Below are 21395 nucleotides of genomic sequence, written 5' to 3'. Positions count from 1 at the left end.
TTTCTGAACATGCAGTAATCCCCACCCTATGAGTGCGGATACATAAAAACAACAAACTTGACGATAACTAACTATCCATATATGGAATAGCAGTTTCACAGTGTAAAGCGTGTTTTATTGTATGCCCATCTCTCTTTAGGTGTGTCTAGTTATAAAGAACGTACGAACTGTCCATAACAAGAATAACTATTTCTATAAAAGGAGAAATGAACTATGGTACAACGCAAACATATTTTGTATAACCAACCGCGCGCTCATACAGTCGGTAATGTCGAATATATAAACAATGAATGGGTATTCTTTGATGATGAAAATGATGAGGCTTTTCTATTAGAAGATATTGCCGAAGATGGTTTTGAAATTTTATATAACAACAATTGGCTACCAGCTCGTTTTTATGAACAAGACATATTACAAATTGCAAATGAACAACATTCTCTCCAAAACGGGGAAATGATACGAATTCGAAAAAAATTACTTCTTAGCTATCATGAATGGCTTGAAGAGTTACCTGACTCTGTCTTTACATTATTAACCGAATCATTGCAATCGCTTAATTACTCTTTATATGATTGCATGTATTGTCATAATTATTTATCATTCTTACCGAAAGATGAAGCATGCGAAGGAGTAAATATTCTTTTGTTCGATAACGACGAAATGATTTGTACATTGCAGCATCATTTCGTACGCCACTCTTCCTCTAATAAAAATATTTTACGATTTACGAAAGTAAACGGAGAAGAGTTGCATCTCGATGCAACATAAAGTGAAACTTTAATCAGTGGGGGTTTTGTTCATCCCCACTGATTATTAGCCTTCACCAATCGGGCGTTTACGGGCAGTTGATCTCCCACCTAACTTCTTTGCTCCAGCCGAATTTTGAGGTGGAGGTTTTACTGCCCGGCAAATAGCGACATAAAATAAAAAAAACACCTTATCTCCCAAACACTTGAGATCATAAGGTGGTTTTATTTTTAATTAAAATACTTTCCAGCCAATTGGTAATTTCAATCCAAGATAAAATACCGCTACTAGCGCGACAATAAATAATCCCCAAACTGCCCCTGTTGCCTTGTTCTTGCTCATTTTTACAAGAACCATTTCCATACCACCGATAACTAAAATACCAGCTAACATTTTCATGCCGTACCACATGTGCATGCTACCTGTTGCCGTCTTCACAATACTCATGTACAACATGAAACCTGTCACAATAATGATGATATACATAAGGCGAAGCCCCATATGTACACCTTTACCTTTTCTTCCTGCTGAATAAAGTGAATACGCAACGAAGAATAAAATTAATCCTAACGCCCATGCTGTAATATGCATATGTACCATCGTATCCCTGCCTCCTCTTTTCACACTTTTTCACTCTATATGATAACATGTTCATTTATTTTCAGGAAATGTTTCGCTTTTTTATATTTAAATGATATAATATTTAGAGTATTTACAAACTTCTTGTAATAACAAAAGGGGGAACAATCATGATTCAAACTAAAGATATTATCGAACTTACAGACACATACGGGGCAAATAACTACCATCCACTTCCAATCGTTATTTCTAAAGCAGAAGGCGTTTGGGTAGAAGATCCTGAAGGAAACCGCTATATGGACTTACTAAGTGCATATTCTGCAGTAAACCAAGGTCATCGTCATCCAAAAATCATTAACGCTTTAATTGACCAAGCTAATCGAGTTACGTTAACTTCTCGTGCTTTCCATAGCGATCAATTAGGTCCTTGGTACGAAAAAGTTGCGAAACTAACAAATAAAAATATGGTACTTCCTATGAATACAGGCGCAGAGGCTGTTGAAACTGCAATTAAAACAGCTCGTCGCTGGGCTTACGATGTGAAAAAGGTAGAGGCAAACCGTGCAGAAATCATCGTTTGTGAAGATAACTTCCACGGACGTACAATGGGTGCTGTTTCTATGTCATCAAACGAAGAGTACAAGCGCGGCTTCGGTCCAATGCTTCCTGGCATTATTGTAATTCCTTACGGTGATTTAGAAGCGTTAAAAGCTGCGATTACACCAAATACAGCTGCATTCATTTTAGAGCCAATCCAAGGTGAAGCAGGAATTAACATTCCACCAGCTGGTTTCTTACAAGAAGCTTTTGAAGTATGTAAAAAAGAAAACGTTTTATTCGTAGCAGATGAAATCCAAACAGGCTTAGGCCGTACTGGTAAAGTATTTGCTTGCGACTGGGACAATGTAACTCCTGACATGTACATACTTGGTAAAGCACTTGGCGGCGGCGTATTCCCAATCTCTTGTGTTGCAGCAAACAGCGACATTTTAGGCGTATTCGAGCCAGGTTCTCACGGTTCTACATTCGGTGGTAACCCACTTGCATGTGCTGTTTCTATCGCAGCTCTTGAAGTATTAGAAGAAGAAAAATTAACAGAGCGTTCTCTTCAATTAGGAGAAAAACTAGTTGGGCAATTAAAAGAAATTGATAACCCAATGATTACTGACATTCGCGGTAAAGGTTTATTCATCGGTATCGAATTAAACGAGGCAGCTCGTCCTTACTGTGAACAACTAAAAGCAGCTGGGCTATTATGTAAAGAAACACACGAAAACGTAATTCGTATTGCACCACCTCTAGTAATCTCTGAAGAAGATTTAGAGTGGGCATTCCAAAAAATTAAAGCTGTACTATCTTAATCATAGTGAGGTTGTCCTAAATATAGGACAACCTCTTTCCTTTTTTAGTAATTTACCGTAAAATAAAATTGAATATTCTGTTTTTGTTAAAAAGGGGGGCACTGTATGCTTTTGAAATACGGTAAACACATTAACTATTTAGCTACAATTTTTATTTCTATGACATTCATCGGCTTCATATTATCTACAACGTTACTCAATCACTATTCAACTCCTAATACATTCACACTACTTAAAACATCATTTTGGGCTGCTGTTTTCCTTACAATTATCGGTTTTGGCCGCGAAAGAAGCGCACTTGCAGTTATGCTAATTGGAATTTGCACTTTAGCATTAATCGGATTGTATATTTTCGCCATTATAGATTACTCCGTTAATCCACGCCCATAGAAAAGAGCTATCTTTTCACAAGATAGCTCTTTTTCTCATTTCACTATATTTCTTAGCGTACCAATTCCCTCTACTGTAACAACAACTTCATCACCAGCATGCAAAAACTTCGGTGGTGTAAAACCTTTACCAACACCAGCTGGTGTCCCTGTTGCAATGATATCTCCTGGTTCTAATGTCATACCTTTACTTATAGTTGAAATAATTTCTTCTACTGAAAAAATCATTTCTCTCGTATTTGAAGTTTGCCTTACTTCTCCATTTACCACTGTTTCAATGTGTAATGCATTCGGCGTTCTAACCATCGATTTATGAATTAAATACGGTCCCATTGGACAAAATGTATCGAAACTTTTCCCTAGGAAAAATTGTTTATGTTTTCTTTGAATATCCCGAGCAGTTACATCATTTATAACTGTATATCCAAAAACATGGTCAAGAGCTTTTTCTATTTTTATTTGTTTCCCTCGCTTACCGATAACGATTGCTAGTTCACCTTCGTAATCAAGTTCATTCGTTGCGTGAGGGTGACCATTAATTTGCTCATCAATTCCGATAACTGTTGTTGGCGCCTTTGTAAAAATCATTATATTTTCAGGGATAGACTCTACTCCGCCCATTTCTACCGCATGCTCACGATAGTTCTTTCCAACACAAAGAATATTTTTTCTCGGCCTTGGAATCGGTGCTAATATTTTCACCTCTGCTAACGGATAATACGCCGATCCCGCATTTTCCTTCGCCCAATTTACAATGTCGCACACTTTCTCAAGACATTCGCTTCCTCTTTCAATACACTCTAACATGGTAATTGGGATAGTAACCTTTTCCCCTTTTTGTCTTTGCGCTTCTCTTAAATGTAATACCTTTTCTTCCTCTTCATCCACAATACCTACAAATACCTTTTCTTCTTTCTTCGCCGTTACAAAACGCAACATTCCCACTCTCCATCCTAAAACTCATACCCTTTAATTGTATTCGCATCCTTAAGAAAAAAACCTTCTCACGCACGCTAATTTTTACAATATTCCTCCCTTCTTACATTCGTTCCTCACCCTTCATTTGACATAAAATGTAGAAATTATACTTTTTTTGGCGAAGGTGTTTCTTTTTTATGGAATTTTTGTATAATATGTACTACATATATACATAAAATTTATTGAGAGATGGAGCCGATTTCAATGTTTGAGCAAGCTATCGAAAAAAAACGCGAAAAAATGATCTATTTTGCTGAACGCTACGGAATGACTTCTCAAAAAACAGTAGATTGTAGCCAAGAACTGGACAGGCTCTTAAATGTTGTTTGGCCTATACATACAGATTGCACACACACTCAAATGTTCGAAACACATACGCAATAACGTATGTGTTTCTTTTATTTCAAAAAAGGACACATTTTATTGAAAACGCCCATACAATAGTAGAAAAGAAAATTTTAAAAATGAAAGGTGTTTTGTATGCCAGCTATGGTCGGACATATTCGTATCGTTAATATTGGATCAAGTGGTATTTTTCATATTGGAGATGTATTTGCGATTAGGCCTATTAGTTATTCACGCGCTTTTGCCGGAGCCGGTTCATTTAACGTTGGGGATAACGTCTCTGTCTACAATTATCAAAGCTCAACGACTGTCAATGATTCAGATGTAATTGATCAAGCAATAATCGGTTCGAGCTAAAGGAGGCGATTGCATTGAATTTTTATGTGAACCAAAGTATCATCATTAACAGCATTAGAATCGATAGCATTACGACCTCTTCCGTTTTTCAAATTGGAACTGCAGGTAGTATTAAGGCTCTTTCTAAATTCTCAAATTCTGGCGGATTTACAGAACCTCTTCGCCCTTTACATGCGAAAGGACAAATTATTTCTATTAAACCTTCAACTAGTTCTTCTTAGACCATCCTTATCATAAATATATAGCATTAATATACCCTCCCTATTGAAAAGGAGGTTTCACAAAATGAATCAAGATATATACACTTACCTACACCAACTTCAGCAAGCTCTCCAAATACAGCAGCAAACTATTCTAAATCTTGAAGAGCAAGTTCGCCTACTACAAGAAGAGCTTAATGAGTTAAAAAGTCGTCCCTCCTCTTCTATAGGAAAAGTGGAATATAAATTTGATCAATTAAAAGTAGAGAATTTAAACGGCACTTTAAATATTGGCTTGAATCCATTTTCAACAAAAGAGCAACAAATTGAAGATTTTCAAGTAGATACAGAAACACTAAAAGTAAATCCTGAAACAGAAATAAATCCAGACTTTTATCAAGGTATCCTTCAAGAAATGCATCGCTATTTAGATGAAGAAGCATATAGTCGAATTCTCCATTTTGAACAAGAAGAGAGAACGCCGCTTGATGAGATGTATCGACAAATGATGGTGGATGACATAAAAAAACAGATGGAACATAGACTTCCGTATTATTTGTCACAAGTTCAATCGTATGAGGGTATTTCCACAGATCCCGATTATTTACGAGACGTCATTATTCAAGCGATGAAACAAGATATTGACAAAGCCTTCCTTTCCTTTATTCAACACATACCGGGCAATTTCCGAAAGGAGTAAGTATGTATGAATTTAAATGTTGTGAACCGTGAGTTAAAAGTAGGACAGATTAAAATGAACGGGGTTTCTTCTTCCGCATTATTTTTAATTGGAGATGCTAACCTTCTCATCCTTTCTTCTATTCTTGATACGCCATTCGAATCCGTTACAGAGGGGCCATTTGTACCATTAGTAACAGATGTCCCTCCGACTCCAGGTTGAGGAGAGGAAAAATTATGCTCCGTCATACTTCAATTGTACAAAATGTTTCTATCGTTTCTATGGGGGTTGCAGCCGTCTTCCAGGTCGGGGATGCTAATCAAATAGAATTAAAAAATAGAGCGCTTATCGTTCACCGAGAAATCCCTTGTTATATAAAAGGTGAAGGTCGTTTTGATGCGTTTGAAATCTTTACAGATGAATACATTACAATTCCAAAGCGAACAACAGATGTAAAAATGAATATTGTAAATGAGTGCCCTTTTATTGAAGTAAATGATGTTCACTTGCGAACAATTTTAAATTCCGCGTGCTTCCAAATCGGCAATGTTGACTATGTTTTTAATAATTCTCGTACGCTACAAATCCGCCAATTTATTACTGATGAACCTTCCTCTAAATAATTCATATAGTAATTAAAAAGCTTAGCAAAGTAGGTGGATGGTATGCCTTCGGTTGTAGGAAATCTCGTCGTTCAAAACAGTAACGGCTCTTTCAACTTAGGAGATTTTTATAACGTGTCTCCGAAAGAAAATACGAAAGCTTATAACGGGTCTGGGGCTTCCAATGTCGGATTTGTCGTTAACACTTTTAGCGGCGTTAGTGCAACAAATACATTCGATTCGGATGTTGCAGACCAAGATCAGATTGGAACAGCGTAAAAAAAGCATTAGCTCTTCTTGTATAGAGCTAATGCTTTTCCTTCTGTTTTTTAACATCTTACATATTTACGTTTGAATCCCAGTCTTCCTCTATCAAGTTCTTTATGAATACTTTCGTAAGCATTTAGAAAACTGCTTTTCTTGTTGTCCCGTTTTAGTTCTACTATGCCTACTTCCTTTGCGGTTTCAACTGCCTTTTCATGTAGCGGCACATATGAAATCCCCACAGTGTTTAGAAAGTTATTCATAGCGGATTTCGTTCGTTCTGGCGCATCGTGAATTGTATTTTTCACAACTTCTAGCATATTGGCAATCTTACCTTCGGAAAATTCATTGTCTTTTCGATTCCCTAAAAGCCAGCAGTAGCAACTCCAGCCCGCTGACATTCTTAGTTCGTCACCACTTGCAATCCATTTATCAGCCACGTCTTGGGCAAAATCTGATTCTGATAAAGTTACTGCCACCACATAATCGGACAGCATATAAAAGTACGCCCCATCCATCCAACGATCAAAATCCGATTCATTCATAGCTTTTGGGTCTGCAATAATGCCTGCAAAGTACATTGCATCGTAGTTACCTGTGGCATACAGCTCTTCAGCTAAACTTTGATTTATCTTTATTTTCTTTGCGATTGGTTTCATAGCACCTGTAGCTACGCCAAAAAGTGGATCCTTTGCACCATTAGATATGTATATTTTTTTAGTTCGTTCCTTACCGAGAGTTTCAAGCTCTTGCATTACTGTTTCAAAATCCATCGTGTTGCACTTCCTTCCTTAATATTATAATCAATTCACTTATCTTCTTTATCAAGTTCTCTACACTTCATAAATTCATCTTGTAAAGCGTTTTGTCCATCGATTTACGACTTTCAAAATGAGATTTCGTTATACGCGTTTATCCAGCTAATTAATACCGATTATATAAACTAATCATTAGTGAAGATGCTACTCCCCACTAATGATTAGTTTTTTTATTTAAATGATAATCCCTTATCTGCTAAAGCCATTCTCAATTTAGGTAAAGATGCTGGCCCTATACCGTGCAGTTTCAAAATTTCCTTTTCACTATACTTTGAAAGTTCTTCTAAAGTATGAATTCCATGGTGCTCTAACGCTCGTCTTGCTGGTGCTGAAAGAAGAGAAAGAAAGCCTTCTTTTGGCTTTCTCTCTTTCTCACAGGTTGGGCAAGTTGGACAATCGCTACTTTTGTAGTACTCGTGTCCTTGATCACAAGTTCTTAACGCCGCCATACTCCATAACCCCTCTCTAAGCTCTATTCCTCAATATTTACAACATGATTCCCATCAAAGAAGTATAAACATTTCTCTTTCACAGGATGTTTTAAGCTTTTCTCGAGTGCTTTTGCATATAGTGAAAGCTGCACTTTGTATCGGTCTTCTAAAGTTGGTTTCGCTTGATCAAATCCGCCTGGGAACTTTCCTTCAATCGTATCTGTTTTAAAGTCGATTAAAGTAATTCCATCTCCCTCTTCGATCATGCAGTCGATAACCCCTTGGACAAGTATCGATTCGCCTTTCTTCCCTTGCCAATCTTGATATGCTTCTTCTGCTGAAAGCATCATCGTAAATGGTACTTCACGTTCAACACTTTTTGCTGCTAATACCCTTTTACCTAAGTCACTGTCAAAGAATGAAATTACTTTTTCAATCGCTATTTCTTCAGCTTGTTCAAATGTTAATAGTTCTTTATTTACCATTCTTGCAATTTGCTCTTGAAGAACTTCAATCGTAATTGGTTTCTTCAAATCTACATGCTGCATAACGGCATGGACTGCTGTCCCTCGCTCTGCGTATGTTAGCCCTTTTTTCTCCATAAAGCGCGGACGTGTTTTAATTGGTGCACGGAGTTTCTTAATAAAGGCGTTATCGCTACCTTCTTCAGATTGATAATTTCTCTTTATTTCTGTAACAGACTGTTTCGCACGGTGAGATGTTGCGTCCTCATACCCGTATTTCCACATTAATCTGTCGTACACTTCTTCTTTCCGTTCACTTTCTAACGGAACAGCTTTTTTATCGCGAAGCGCTTCTAATAACTCTTGTTTCTCTTCTTGAACTGGTTCTGGTGCAAGTAGATCTTTTCCTTCAACAACTTCTACTTTCCAGCTAGCACTATATTCATAAATTTCGCCTGGAATATTCCCTTGTCCTAATTCAAGAAGCATTTCACTATCACGGTGTCTATATAAGGAAGGTGCAATCCAATCTAAATAACATGACGCTCCGGCACGTATATGATCTGGTAATAACCATTCACTATGCTCTCTTGCATCGAGCCATTTTTCCATTTCTTTATTGGCATCCTTAACTGTTCCAATTAAAATTAACTTCTCTTTTGCACGCGTTAACGCTACGTATAATACGCGCATTTCTTCCGCAATTAATTCCATCTTCATTTTACGCTTAATCGCTAGTTGCGATAATGTCGTATATTTAATTCGTTTACGAGGATCGATAAATTGTGAACCGAAACCGAAATCTTTATGAAGTAAGAAACGCTTCATTAAATCTTGTGTATTAAAACGGCGACCAAGTCCAGCTACAAATACGACTGGGAACTCTAGCCCTTTACTTTTATGAATCGTCATAATGCGAACAACGTCTTCTTGTTCACCAAGAGCTCTCGCCGTTCCCATGTCATCACCGCGTTCTAAAATACGCTCAATAAAGCGTAAGAATCGGAATAATCCTCTAAACGATGTTGCTTCATATTGTCTTGCGCGGTCATATAATACGCGTAAGTTTGCCTGTCTTTGCTTTCCGGCTGGTAAACCGCCGACAAAGTCGTAATAGCCTGTCTCACCGTACACTTTCCAAATTAAATCGGAAAGTGATTGTTGACGCGCAAATTCACGCCATCCTTGCAGTAATTTATAAAACCACTCTAATTTATCATGCAGTTCTTGTTCTTCTTCAAGCGGCGCTCCCTTTAAGAATGAACTCATTACTTCATAAAACGAGCCTTTCTTTCCATGAGCACGAAGCGTCGCAAGTTCTTCGTCATTTAGTCCAACGATCGGTGAACGAAGTACAGCTGCAAGCGGAATATCTTGCATCGGATTATCAATAACGCGGAATACGTTCATCATAATATTTACTTCTGTCGCTTCAAAGTAACCAGTCGCAAGGTCAGCATATACCGGAATTCCTTGTAATTTTAACTCTTCCATAATTTGCGGCGCCCATGGCATGGAGCGAAGTAAAATAACGAAATCACGGTATTGTACAGGGCGCATACTATCAGTTTTACGATCATACACTTCATAATCTGAATCAACCATCGCTTTAATACGCTGCGCCATAAGACGAGCTTCAAGCTGCGCTTTTTCTACTTCTGCACCTTCTTCACCATCTATTACTTCTTCTTCCGTTTGCTGAATGCATAGTAGTTCTGCCGCTACATCTTCACCTTCTGGATAGCTAGCACCTAGCTTTAATTCAGCGTCAGCATCATAATCGATTTCTCCGACTTCTTCGCCCATAATTTGTTTGAAGATAAAGTTCGTACCTGCTAGCACTTCATGACGGCTACGGAAGTTTTTCGCTAAGTCAATCTTCATTCCGCCGTCTAATCCTTCTTGTGTGAAACGTTTATATTTTCCTAAGAATAAACCAGGCTCTGCTAGTCGGAAACGATAGATTGACTGTTTTACGTCACCAACCATGAACAAGTTTCCTTCACTCTCGGAATCTTTCGTTACAAATTTAATAATTGATTCCTGTACGAAATTCGTATCTTGATATTCATCGACTAGTACTTCAGCAAATTTATTACGATATTGAAGTGCTACTGCTGACGGCTTCATTTCACCATCTTCACTTTGCTCACTTAAAATTTGCAAACAGAAATGCTCTAAATCTGTGAAATCGACCATTCCTTTATCTCGCTTAATCGCTTGGAAACGCTCTGTAAATACTTTTACAAGCTTCACGAGTTTTTCTAATACAGGGTGCATATCTTGAAAATCTCGTAAGAAACTTTCAGGTCTGCGGCTAAATAGCTCTTCTTGTAATTTCTTTACTTCATCTTTCGCTTTATTACGAAGAGAATCTACTTGTTTTACAACATCTTCGTTGTAATCACTTTTCTTAATACGCTTTAATGTTTGCCACGATACATTTTGCATCGCTTCATAAACGCTTGTCCACGACCCGCGAGCTGCTGAGGATAACATTCCAAGTAAAGCTACATCCGCTTGTAACGTTTCAACGCGAGGCGCTGGACCATCAGGAAGCATTGCGAGTTCAGTCGCTTTACGAATATGCTCTTCCGCTGTTTCAAGCTGAAACTTCACATCTTCTAATAAGTAAGAAGCGTACACTAAATCTTCAATCGTCTTTCCTTCAACGTCGTATGCTTCTACTAATTTATCAAGCCACTTCTCCGGATTTGGATGCGCTCTTGATTCTGTATGAAGCGCTAAAATCATTCGTTGTAAGTCATCGTCACTACGGTCACTCGTATAACGATCAACTAATTCAAAGAAAATACTATTATCTTCGATTCCATATTCTTCTTCTAATATGTCATCTAGCACTTCTTCTTTTAATAACTCATTTTCTGTTTGGTTCCCAATACGAAAACGAGGATCGACATCAAGCATGTAATAATATCCTCTAATAACTTGTAAACAAAATGAATGAATGGTAGAAATGGAAGCTTTATTTAATAAGCTAAGCTGCTTTCTTATATGCTGTGAACCTGGCCCATCAATTAATACTTTTTCTAACGCTTCCCCAATTCGATTTTTCATTTCTTGCGCCGCTGCATTCGTAAATGTTACAACGAGCAGGCGGTCGACATCGACTGGATTTTCCTCACTTATAATCTTTTTAATAATACGTTCAACTAATACCGCTGTTTTCCCTGACCCAGCTGCCGCTGCGACTAAAATATCACGTCCGTTCGCTACAACCGCTTTCCACTGGTCATCTGTCCATTGACTACCTTCTGGTTTCTGAGGCCAAATTTCTATCATTCTCCGCCAACCTCCTCTCTAATTTTCTCCATCGCTTCGCTATCTTTCATATCTTTTAACGTACGGAATTGATTATCTTCAAGTGATTCATCAAATTGACAAACAGATTTGAAGTTACAGAACGTACATGCCGCTTTATTCCCCTTTTTGTAAGGAGCAATATCGATAACACCTTCTGTAATGTCTTTTCCGATATTTTCAAACGAGTGGTGTACATATTTTTGAAGTACGTTAAACTCTTGTTCACTTGCAATGCTAGAACGCGCACTAAAACTACCATCTTTTTTCAAACCAGCAGAAATAATATCAGAGCTTCCTGTTGAAAGTTTATTATCCATTAAACGAACAACATCAGCATCTCCTAGTACGAGCCCTTTCATTTTAAATTTCTTTAAAATTTCTTTCTCAATTTCTTCTTCAGATGCATCGCCTTTCATCTCAACAATCGGGTTATGAATATGGAAATACAATACACCCGCCGGTGATGCAGTACTGCCCTTTTTCATCCACGTATGTGCATTTGAAGTAACAACATCTAAATACGTTAACATTTGAAGTGCGAGTCCGTAATACACTTCTGTTAAATCTAACGCTTTCGAACTCGATTTATAATCAATAATACGAAGGAACGTACCACTCTCATCTTCCGCCTTATCAACACGGTCAATACGGCCAACTACTTCCATCTTCACGCCATTTGGCAACGCAAATTCCATTGGCGGAAGCGATCCAGTACCACCCATACCGAACGGTACTTCTAAATCAACTGGTACAAAGCCACTCGACTTCGCATGTTCACGAAGAATAAGTGATGTACGGAAAATGATTTGTTGTAGTTTTTGTTTTAAATAGAAATGACGGTTTGAACTTAATAAAATTTGTCTTTGTAATAATGGTGCAATTTCTTCTATTACTAAAGCAGAAAGGTGCTCACACTCTTTTATTGATAAATCTGCCCAAGTACGATTTTCACGTAATAGCTTGTCTGCAATTCTCTTCAGCGCTGCATGGAATAGTTCACCGATATCTGGCGCATCAAGTTTGAAAATATCACGCTCTCTTAGCGATAAACCGTGCTGAGCAAAATGAGCGTACGCACAGCGATTAAATAGTTCCATACGAGAAACGCTTCCCTTAATTGTATCTCCATATAAATCCCTACTTACATCTGTGCTTAGTTTCTGTGCACGATTTCGGTAGAATAAACTCGATAACACGCGGCTACTTTTTTGCTTCCATTCATCTGAAGTAACGTAGAAGTTATATACGTCCCACCAAAAGTCTAAATTGCCTTCAAATCCGTAACGCTTCCACGTTTGCAGTTGCTGCATGACATAAGACAACGTTACTTCTGGCGTTGCTACATATGAGATTTGTTCCGAACGCGATAAGTCATTTACATCATTCGTAATAAACGATTCTTTCACATCAGGGAACATTCTTTTTATTTTCTTAATAAAACTAGAAGCCAGTAACGTCTTTCCTTCTTCATCCGCAAGCGGACAGGAAATGTATAACTTCTCAGATGCTCTCGTCACCATTTGATACATAACGAACTGTTCTTCTAATAAAGTTTGTCTCGTCGTTGGTGCTAATTCGATACCTGCAGCGGTGAGAACATTTCTTTCCTCATCAGAAAGCATACCTTCATCCATAGGCGCTGCTGGAATCACTCCTTCATTTACGCCAATAATGAACGTCGCTTTAACATCTGATAATCTAGAATGATCAATATTAGCAACTAACACTTGATCTAGTGACGGCGGAATGTTCGCAAATTGAAGCGCCTCAAGACCTGTCGTCATTACATCAGTAAACATAGACAGGGACATCTTCTCTTCGCCAAGCATCTCAACGAACGTATCAAGAAGGCTCATCACTTCTTCCCATACTTGCTCATGGTCTGTCGCAAATAAGAAATCTCCGCTTTCTTCTGCACGAATACGTAATGCCTCTAGTTTTTTTGGAACGTCAAGCTCCTCTAAAAATAAATATACCGCTTCGCACATTTGCATAACTGTTCCAGCACGCTTCAGTCTTTTCTGCATACGAATAACTGGCGTTCTTACAACGTCGCGAAGTCGATTTATTTTCTCTTCCATTTCACGCTCACTGTCTGTTATCATTTCGCTCGCATCATCAAGAGAACGATAACGACGATACATCCACGGATCTTCAGAAGTCCATCTCTTCCCTTGTACACCGTACGCTAAACAGTAGTTTTCGAACTCATCCATCTCTTCGCGCATCGCTTCTTTTCTTACGTCTAGTGGATATAAAAGTTCTGTTTTCACACAGCGGAACACTGCATCATAACGCCAATTCCCGCTAATAATCTCTAAAGCCGAACGAATACATTCTACTAGCGGATGATGTGACATCGGGCGTTTTTCATCGATGAAATGCGGGATATTATAATCCGTAAATAACGTTCGCATTACATCGTAATAACTTTCTCCGTTACGAAGAAGGACTGCGATATCTCGGTAACGATAGTCTTCAGTCGCCACAAGTCTTCGAATTTCACGAGCAACACCTTCTACTTCAGCTCGTAAATTAGCTGCTGTACTAATTGTCACACTCGCTTCACCGTGAAACTTTTCATTTGGACGCGCTTCGTAATGCATTTCTAAATGTGCTAATGCTTGCGAATGAAAACGCGGCTGTTTCATAAGTGGAATTGTTTTTTCAACCTCTATTTTCTCTTCACGCGCTACTTGTTTTATTCTTTCATACGTTAACGTCGTTTCATAAAATAAATCCAGTTCATTCACTGGCTGCGCTAACGTTTTTTCATCTATCGTTAATGTTATTGTTACTCTAGTTCCTAATCTCATTAGCCCTCTAACGATTTCTAGCTCTTGAGGAGAAAATGAATGGAATCCATCTATATAAATTTCCGCGCCTTTTACATACTCAGAGTCTGAAAGCTTCTCAATTAATAATTGTAAGTAGTCTTCTGAATCTAAATATTTTCCGATTAAAGCACGTTCAAAATCATCATATAGTAACTGTAAATCATACACTTTATTCGCTAGTAGCTTTTGTTCTGCACTACTGCTATGCGTATCTAATTGTTGCCACATTTCATATACGTTAGACGGCGTCACATTGTAACGTTTAAACTCCGCAATCATACTACCAAGATGTTCAAAGAAGCCATTTTGCTCCGCTGCTTTTTGAAACACAGATAGTCCATCTTTACGAGATTCTACAATTTTACGAAGCAACATATGTACACCAGCTTCATCAATATGAAGACGACTCGCTCCGCCAACTTCTTGCAGCACCTTCCACGCTAATCGCGAAAAACTAAAAACTTGTGCCCGAATAGAACCTCTTACATCTTCGCTCCCAATTAACGCCTGCTGCGTTTGGAATGTCATCTGTTCTGGCACAAGATATAATATTGTTTTCCCTCTTGGGCGCTGCTTTAACTCTTCTTGCACTTCGTGTAAACAAAGTGTACTTTTTCCACTTCCAGCTCTACCAATCACAAATCGAAGTGACATGTAACCCCACCTTTCACTTACATAACGAACGTTAGTTTGCTACCATAATTGTATTATAGGACACGAAAAAAGACAAACTGAGCTGTTTGTCTTTTCCTTATACTTCATTTTATTATATCAGCCTTTTGAAAAATTCGTTTGCACCTCTCGAATCGGCCAATATCGCAAATCAACTTTACCGACAACTGTATCAGCTTTTACAAAACCGAAGTGCCTACTATCCCAGCTACCAAGGCGGTTGTCACCAACTACAAAAATAGAACCAGGTGGTACAAACTTTTCTTTCGTTAACTCTTCTAGTTTAAAATCACCTGTTAATTGCCGTCCATTTGTCTCTTTCTTATACGTCTCTAAATAAGGTTCCTCCACGAATTGTCCGTTTATATATAGTTTATCCTGCTTATATTCGATATGATCCCCAGGTAAACCGACAATTCGCTTTACATAGTCCTCTTTTTTATTCGCATGAAAAACGACAACATCAAATCGATTCAAGTCCCCTACTTGATAACTCACCTTATTCACAACGAGCATATTTCCATCTTGCAATGTCGGCATCATTGACTTCCCCTCTACAACGTACGTTGAAAAGAAAAACGTTCGAAAAAATACAGCTAATAGTACACCAATTAAAATTGTTCTTATCCACTCTAGCCCTTCTTTTTTCAAAGTTTTCTTCATTCGCTTCTCCCCTCGCCCTTTAATAATGAAGCTTTTCTTTACAAAGAAGACTTTTCCTAATGTAGTTCTAACTTTACTTCAATTTTTTTACCGACATACCATAAAATAAAAATAACAACGCCAACAATAACCGATTTCACCGGCTTATGAATAAATGACACTAAATCATGACCGATATAAGTTAAAATAAAGATCATCACAAGCTTTCCGAATGCTAATGCTAGTCCAAACTGTTTTACGCTAACGCGAGACAAACCAGCTACAACGTTTATAAGCGCAGATGGTGTAAACGGAAAACAAAATATAACAAAGATTGGCGCGAATCCTTTTCTTTCAATCCATCCCATCGCTTTTCGTACTCTCTCATGCTTATTTACAAAAGAAAAGAAACGACTTCGTCCAAAGCTGCGAATAATGAAAAATACAAGCATTGCACCAATTACTGACCCAAGCCATGAATAAAGAAAACCGAACCAAAAGCCAAATGCAACAGCATTCGCCAACACAAAAACAATGAGTGGCAATGCCGGAATAAGCGCCTCTATCATCGGTAAGCCAATACCGAGAAGCGGTCCGAACGCACGATAACTTTCAACAATATGATCCATATTTTCTGGTGAAAAATATTCTTTGATCGTTTGAAAATCCATTCTACACTTTACCCCTTTACTCTAATTACTACCTCTACTGTATCATTGCTTAAATGAAAGAGGAAATGGTAGATACGACATATGGAGATGCATTTATTAAAGCTTCCATATCTTTCGTTAGAATTCCTTCATTATTATGCTATGATAATCTATCAATATTCGACAGGATTTGAAGTTAATTTAGATACTATACCTAAATTATTACTTAACGGTTACATATTATGAAAAAGAAGAATACATAGAAAGTGATAATCAATATTTTTCAAAAAATAACCTTACTGCGCGTAAGGTTATTTCTACCTATATAGAAATGAGTAGTGACTGATAATTGTTGTACATTCAAACAATTCACCTTTTTTAATGACCAGTTCTTACACGTAACTTTTTTAGCAAACGTATACTATCAATCATGATAAGTATTAATAGATATAAGAAAGATAGTATTAATACTGTACTCTGAATAGGAAAAATTCGAAATTTGTATAGAAAACGATCGATCATATATATATCTTGCTCACTCGTTATAGTAGTAGGAGTGAATATAAGGTAGTCTTTCCAATTATCAATCCAGGCTAAATCAACTGCAGAAAATTGCATCATCCCTAGCCACAAATAAAGAAAAATCGGTATCAGAATCATATATTGAACGCTATGTAATACCTTTCTTTGCTTCTTACATTCAATAATTTGAAAGACAATAAGTGTCAATAAGTATACTATCAACAGTAGAAAAACTATAGTGACAAACGGTTGAATTGAAAAAGAAAATAGCAATTTATCAATTTCATAAATTCGACTATAATCTGTTACACTTTGAGGCGTAAAAACAAAATTCTCTTTAGCATCACTTATCATTAACTGACTACCAACGACTCCAGTAAATATAAATGTAATAAACAATATAGGCAAAACAAGGATATATTGCGACCAAAATAAAATGTTTCTTTGCAAAATACCAACCTCCTTTTTTATATAATAAGGAAAGAACTATCCTGTATACCGCGAATATAAAATGATATATAATCACACTACATTAAGTATATTTAGGAAAATAACCCTTATATTGTAATTGTATATTATCTTAAGTTATTAGAGAACGAAAATTCAGGAAATTAACCTTGTTTTATTTATGAATCTTACCGTGTAAATAGTATATATAACGAAATCAAAAAGGATGAGTCTCCCCATCCTTTCCCTCTTACACTTCGCCTTCCTTCACAAAATACACTTTCTCATATGCTGGTGTTAATTTAGATTCTTCATTTTTATCAATCTCTTTAAAGCAAGGATTCCCTTGTTTTTTCTTACGATCTTCATATTCTGTCCGCAATTTCGCTGTACGATTTTGCTGATTTTCAAAGCTACTTTTTGACATTTCTAGTTTCACAGCGAAACCATTTATAAATCTAATAATAAGATTTCCATCTTTTAATTCTTTATTACCTTCAATATGAAAATGAGACAACCACGCACACTCTTTTCGAGAATAAGAATACGTAGGGAAAAAATAAAGTTGATCTGTCGGGCTAATTGCGATAGGAGCTTTATGTGTAATACGAGTTAACTCCTTCGTTCCTTCTTTTCTTCCAAAGAAACTAGAACCATGTTTCCGGCAACTTCTCTCTATAATATCAAGAGGCTTTTGAAATACGAAAAAAGAATCTTCCATTTCAATAATTCGCGTAACAACTTTCTTTTCCCCTAGAACAACAGGAAGTAAGGCCATTGTATTTTTGCTTATAACATAGTTTTCGACATAACGTTCTACTTTACTTTCCATAGTCTACTATCTGCTACTAAAAATATAGACAAATGTATATCCTTAGAATATGTAGTTTTTGCACGCTAAGAATATTTTTATCTATATTCACTCTTTTGTTAGTAACAGATTTTTCACCTCTCTTTTTAAAATTTTCGATCGCTATTTAATTTCCCTTCTTCATTTCCCTTTTATAGTAGCATCTACGAAAAGGAAATGGTTTACATTCTACGATTCTTTACAAATACTTATAATAAATCAACCACACTACAAATCAATTAATAATAATATAAGAATAATAAAGAAGTGAATTATATAAAAAGAGGATTCTATATACGAAAAAAGAATTTATATTATTTGTAATATGTTTAACACATTGTGTTTTCCATATAATTACAGTAATTAATTTTGCTATAATTAAAATATAAAGTGAAACTTTAATCAGCCCTCACCAATCGGGCTTTTACGGGCAGCAGGGCTTCCACCTAACTTCTTTGCTCCACCTGAATTTTGAGGTGGGAGTTTTACTGCCCGGCAAATAGCGGGATAAATCAAATATACGGAGGTCTCTCATGGAAGAAAAACAAGATCATCCAACAATTCAAATGAAAAATAGTAGCATTGTTATCGTAAAAAATTCAGCGAGTATTATATTCGGTTTATTTTTTATTTTACTGTTCTTCGCGAAGCCTTTTCGTAAATCTAAATGTCCAGAATGTAAGAAACGTGAAAAGAAAAAAGCTGTGAAAGAACACTAAAAGGCCTTCCTTTACGGAAAGCCTTTTTACATACTGATTATCCAGTTCATTATTCTTCATATTCAACAAAAAAAAGGATGGCATAAGCCATCCTTTTTTCTATAATAAACTATAAAATTATAGTTTGATTACGTTTTTAGCTTGAGGTCCACGGTTGCCTTCTTCGATTTCGAAGCTAACTTTTTGGCCTTCTTCTAAAGATTTGAAACCTTCAGTTTCGATTGCAGAGAAATGTACGAATACATCGTTTTCGCCTGGAACTTCGATGAAACCGAAGCCTTTTTCGTTGTTAAACCATTTTACTTGTCCTGTAACTGTCATAATTATTTCCTCCTACGAAAATACATTTTATTTAGTCTTCATGTATAAAAAAAGAATCCACACATTATCAAATTCGAAACATAAACTAGTTCTCACATACTTTTCCCCGTTTGTTTTCGGCATTTGATAATATATGGATTGCTTAATTTAATTATTCAACTGGTATTATCATAGCATATTTAAAATAGAATGTACAATCCTTTTTAAAAATAAAATTTCTAAATTTTAGTATTTCTTATACAAGATAACCACACCTATTCTAATAAGGAGGAGTATATGACAGAAATAATCCCTGAAAAAACATTAAAGAGAATTGAAAAAGATATTGAAAATAATAACCTTGGAAAAGCAAGAGATAGATTACACGGATTAATCGCTACTTATCCGAATGAATTAGCACTTAGAAAAAAGCTCGGTGATATTTACTTTACATTACAATACCCAGAAATGGCTGGACGGTATTGGTATCTTGAAAAAGAGAAAACAGATGTTATGCACGCGGCATGTCTACAATTTGAACAATCGATGGGAAACGACTCTTATCATATTGTACGTGCTTTAAAATTCAAAGGAAATCATAACATTATTACAGGACTATACACCGAACATCCTTTACAGCCATTGCAGAAAAAAGTGGTAGAAGAACTAATTGATGATTATGAAGAAACATGGAAAGACAAACTATTTACATGGGGCTGTCTAGCATTATTCGCATTCCTTCTTTTTACTGCTATTATTGGTATATTCACTATATTGGATTGGATATTTTAAATAGAAGTGAACGTCCCATAATACGACGACAAATAAAATTCCATCAACTTTCCGACAAAGTTTAACAATGTCAGCGACGTAATAATAAATAAGAAAGGTGCCCCAAAAATATTTTGGGGGCACCTACTTATACCTTTATTTCGTAAACTGTTCTTCTTCCGTAGATCCTTTTAAAGCAGTCGTTGATGAAGTACCGCCCGTAATTACTTGTGCTACTTCATCAAAGTATCCTGTTCCTACTTCGCGTTGATGGCGCGTTGCAGAGTAACCATCTTTTTCTGCTGCGAACTCTGCTTGTTGTAATTCAGAGTACGCTGCCATACCGCGCTCTTTATAACCACGCGCTAATTCAAACATGCCGTAATTTAATGAATGGAATCCAGCAAGCGTTACGAACTGGAATTTATAACCGTATGATGCAATTTCTTTTTGGAAGCTTGCAATCGTTTTTTCATCTAACTTTTGTTTCCAGTTAAATGAAGGGGAACAGTTGTAAGCGAGTAGCTTCCCTGGATATTTCTTATGAATTGCGTCCGCAAAGCGTTTTGCATCTTCTAAATTTGGCTCCGATGTTTCACACCAAACGAGATCTGCATACGGCGCATACGCTAAACCACGTGCAATTGCTTGATCAAGACCTGCTTTCGTACGATAAAACCCTTCTGGCGTTCTTTTACCTGTAATAAACTCTTGATCAACTGGATCGATATCGCTCGTAATTAAATCTGCAGCATCTGCATCTGTTCTTGCGACGATAATTGTTGGTACACCCATTACATCAGCAGCAAGACGTGCCGAAATTAAATTACGCACCGCTGTTTGTGTCGGTAATAATACTTTTCCGCCTAAATGCCCGCATTTTTTCTCTGAAGATAATTGGTCTTCAAAGTGCACGCCAGATGCACCCGCTTCAATCATCCCTTTCATTAGTTCAAATACGTTTAACTGTCCACCAAAACCAGCTTCAGCATCTGCCACAATCGGTACGAAATAATCTGTATCACCGCTTCCTTCCATATGCTGAATTTGATCAGCACGTTGAAGTGTTTGGTTAATTCGTTTTACAACAGCCGGCACACTGTTCGCTGGGTATAAGCTTTGATCAGGATACATATGTCCAGAAAGATTCGCATCTGCCGCTACTTGCCAACCGCTTAAATAAATTGCTTTTAATCCAGCCTTCACTTGTTGCATCGCTTGGTTTCCTGTTAATGCCCCAAGTGCATTAATATAATCTTCGGTATGAAGTGATTTCCAAAGCTTCTCTGCACCGCAGCGCGCTAACGTATGTTCAATATCAATCGATCCACGCAGACGAATTACATCTTCAGCTGTATATGGACGTGTGATTCCTTTCCAGCGCGTATCTAATTCCCAGCTTTCCTGCAATTTATCAATTCTTTCGTTTTTCATATGTTCCATCCCC

24 protein-coding genes and 1 pseudogene are annotated in these 21395 nt (G+C 37.0%); 12 read left to right on the top strand and 13 right to left on the bottom strand.

Annotated elements, in window-relative coordinates; translation table 11 throughout:
* Positions 1 to 213: 213 nt before the first annotated feature.
* The gene (locus tag MHB76_RS05815; protein WP_002202804.1) at positions 214 to 768 is read left to right on the top strand and encodes a DUF2777 domain-containing protein; all 555 of its coding nucleotides are present in this window, start codon (positions 214 to 216) and stop codon (positions 766 to 768) included.
* A gap of 213 nt (positions 769 to 981) precedes the next feature.
* Here MHB76_RS05815 and MHB76_RS05810 read toward each other — a convergent pair whose 3' ends face one another.
* Complete coding sequence (locus MHB76_RS05810; RefSeq protein ID WP_002201404.1) at positions 982 to 1347, bottom strand: YisL family protein; 366 nt, start codon at positions 1345 to 1347, stop codon at positions 982 to 984.
* Positions 1348 to 1496: 149 nt separating this feature from the next.
* Here MHB76_RS05810 and rocD point away from each other — a divergent pair, with 149 nt between their 5' ends.
* The gene (rocD, locus tag MHB76_RS05805) at positions 1497 to 2687 is read left to right on the top strand and encodes an ornithine aminotransferase (RefSeq protein WP_002149886.1); all 1191 of its coding nucleotides are present in this window, start codon (positions 1497 to 1499) and stop codon (positions 2685 to 2687) included.
* Between the two features lie 105 nt (positions 2688 to 2792).
* Positions 2793 to 3077, top strand: coding sequence for a hypothetical protein (locus MHB76_RS05800; RefSeq protein ID WP_078173327.1), 285 nt, complete (start codon positions 2793 to 2795; stop codon positions 3075 to 3077).
* 35 nt (positions 3078 to 3112) lie between these two features.
* On the opposite strand, the gene MHB76_RS05795 is transcribed toward MHB76_RS05800, so the two are convergent.
* Positions 3113 to 4015 carry a fumarylacetoacetate hydrolase family protein gene (locus MHB76_RS05795; RefSeq protein WP_002158910.1) on the bottom strand — a complete coding sequence of 301 codons (903 nt, stop codon included), beginning with the start codon at positions 4013 to 4015 and terminating at the stop codon, positions 3113 to 3115.
* Positions 4016 to 4258: 243 nt separating this feature from the next.
* On the opposite strand from MHB76_RS05795, the gene MHB76_RS05790 reads away from it, so the two are divergent.
* The 7 genes from MHB76_RS05790 to gerPF all read left to right on the top strand — a co-directional run bounded on the left by MHB76_RS05790 (position 4259) and on the right by gerPF (position 6516).
* Positions 4259 to 4438: an aspartyl-phosphate phosphatase Spo0E family protein gene (locus MHB76_RS05790; RefSeq protein ID WP_002087032.1), complete on the top strand. Its 180-nt coding sequence runs from the start codon at positions 4259 to 4261 to the stop codon at positions 4436 to 4438.
* A gap of 96 nt (positions 4439 to 4534) precedes the next feature.
* Positions 4535 to 4756 (top strand): spore germination protein GerPA, encoded by a 222-nt coding sequence (gerPA, locus tag MHB76_RS05785; protein ID WP_002158912.1) that lies wholly within the window; start codon positions 4535 to 4537, stop codon positions 4754 to 4756.
* A gap of 14 nt (positions 4757 to 4770) precedes the next feature.
* Positions 4771 to 4977 carry a spore germination protein GerPB gene (gene gerPB / locus MHB76_RS05780; RefSeq protein ID WP_002158913.1) on the top strand — a complete coding sequence of 69 codons (207 nt, stop codon included), beginning with the start codon at positions 4771 to 4773 and terminating at the stop codon, positions 4975 to 4977.
* Between the two features lie 64 nt (positions 4978 to 5041).
* Positions 5042 to 5656 (top strand): spore germination protein GerPC, encoded by a 615-nt coding sequence (locus tag MHB76_RS05775; protein WP_002158914.1) that lies wholly within the window; start codon positions 5042 to 5044, stop codon positions 5654 to 5656.
* A gap of 6 nt (positions 5657 to 5662) precedes the next feature.
* Positions 5663 to 5857, top strand: a complete 195-nt coding sequence (gene gerPD, locus MHB76_RS05770; RefSeq protein ID WP_001052805.1) for a spore germination protein GerPD — start codon at positions 5663 to 5665, stop codon at positions 5855 to 5857.
* A 14-nt stretch (positions 5858 to 5871) separates the two neighbouring features.
* Entirely contained in the window at positions 5872 to 6258 is a 387-nt protein-coding gene (locus MHB76_RS05765) for a spore germination protein GerPE (RefSeq protein ID WP_002140807.1), read from the top strand.
* Between the two features lie 42 nt (positions 6259 to 6300).
* A complete protein-coding gene (gerPF, locus tag MHB76_RS05760) occupies positions 6301 to 6516 on the top strand; it encodes a spore germination protein GerPF (protein WP_001141570.1) in 216 nt (71 codons plus the stop codon).
* A 50-nt stretch (positions 6517 to 6566) separates the two neighbouring features.
* Here the strand turns inward: gerPF and MHB76_RS05755 are convergent, their stop codons facing one another.
* From MHB76_RS05755 to MHB76_RS05715, 9 genes and pseudogenes are all read right to left on the bottom strand, one after another.
* On the bottom strand, positions 6567 to 7274 hold the full coding sequence (locus MHB76_RS05755; RefSeq protein WP_078180001.1) for a DNA alkylation repair protein: 708 nt from the start codon (positions 7272 to 7274) through the stop codon (positions 6567 to 6569).
* Positions 7275 to 7489: 215 nt separating this feature from the next.
* The gene (locus MHB76_RS05750; RefSeq protein WP_340985951.1) at positions 7490 to 7768 is read right to left on the bottom strand and encodes an RNA polymerase alpha subunit C-terminal domain-containing protein; all 279 of its coding nucleotides are present in this window, start codon (positions 7766 to 7768) and stop codon (positions 7490 to 7492) included.
* Between the two features lie 23 nt (positions 7769 to 7791).
* Complete coding sequence (gene addA, locus MHB76_RS05745; protein WP_340985950.1) at positions 7792 to 11517, bottom strand: helicase-exonuclease AddAB subunit AddA; 3726 nt, start codon at positions 11515 to 11517, stop codon at positions 7792 to 7794.
* On the bottom strand, positions 11514 to 15029 hold the full coding sequence (gene addB, locus MHB76_RS05740; protein ID WP_078173331.1) for a helicase-exonuclease AddAB subunit AddB: 3516 nt from the start codon (positions 15027 to 15029) through the stop codon (positions 11514 to 11516). Before addB ends, addA begins: the two co-directional genes overlap by 4 nt.
* A 117-nt stretch (positions 15030 to 15146) precedes the next feature.
* On the bottom strand, positions 15147 to 15710 hold the full coding sequence (gene lepB, locus MHB76_RS05735; protein ID WP_016104147.1) for a signal peptidase I: 564 nt from the start codon (positions 15708 to 15710) through the stop codon (positions 15147 to 15149).
* 56 nt (positions 15711 to 15766) lie between these two features.
* Positions 15767 to 16360, bottom strand: coding sequence for a TVP38/TMEM64 family protein (locus MHB76_RS05730; protein WP_002158925.1), 594 nt, complete (start codon positions 16358 to 16360; stop codon positions 15767 to 15769).
* 357 nt (positions 16361 to 16717) lie between these two features.
* Entirely contained in the window at positions 16718 to 17314 is a 597-nt protein-coding gene (locus tag MHB76_RS05725) for a DUF4306 domain-containing protein (RefSeq protein ID WP_340988131.1), read from the bottom strand.
* Between the two features lie 244 nt (positions 17315 to 17558).
* Positions 17559 to 18140, bottom strand: a complete 582-nt coding sequence (locus MHB76_RS05720; RefSeq protein WP_002158927.1) for a competence protein ComK — start codon at positions 18138 to 18140, stop codon at positions 17559 to 17561.
* Positions 18141 to 18189: 49 nt separating this feature from the next.
* Positions 18190 to 18276: pseudogene (locus MHB76_RS05715) on the bottom strand (RNA-guided endonuclease TnpB family protein); the annotation flags it as partial.
* 415 nt (positions 18277 to 18691) lie between these two features.
* Between MHB76_RS05715 and MHB76_RS05710 the strand changes: the two are divergent.
* Entirely contained in the window at positions 18692 to 18877 is a 186-nt protein-coding gene (locus tag MHB76_RS05710; RefSeq protein WP_002011281.1) for a hypothetical protein, read from the top strand.
* 117 nt (positions 18878 to 18994) lie between these two features.
* Here MHB76_RS05710 and cspA read toward each other — a convergent pair whose 3' ends face one another.
* Complete coding sequence (gene cspA, locus MHB76_RS05705; RefSeq protein WP_000218989.1) at positions 18995 to 19198, bottom strand: RNA chaperone/antiterminator CspA; 204 nt, start codon at positions 19196 to 19198, stop codon at positions 18995 to 18997.
* 276 nt (positions 19199 to 19474) lie between these two features.
* Between cspA and MHB76_RS05700 the strand changes: the two genes are divergently transcribed.
* Complete coding sequence (locus MHB76_RS05700) at positions 19475 to 19969, top strand: DUF6584 family protein (RefSeq protein ID WP_078173333.1); 495 nt, start codon at positions 19475 to 19477, stop codon at positions 19967 to 19969.
* Positions 19970 to 20104: 135 nt separating this feature from the next.
* On the opposite strand, the gene aceA is transcribed toward MHB76_RS05700, so the two are convergent.
* Positions 20105 to 21382 (bottom strand): isocitrate lyase, encoded by a 1278-nt coding sequence (gene aceA, locus MHB76_RS05695; RefSeq protein ID WP_078173334.1) that lies wholly within the window; start codon positions 21380 to 21382, stop codon positions 20105 to 20107.
* Positions 21383 to 21395: the final 13 nt, after the last annotated feature.

The organism is Bacillus sp. FSL M7-1345, from assembly GCF_038006985.1.
GTDB lineage: Bacteria > Bacillota > Bacilli > Bacillales > Bacillaceae_G > Bacillus_A > Bacillus_A cereus_U.
Note: the sequence above shows the minus strand (reverse complement) of the source record. Positions and strands in the feature narration are given on the sequence as shown.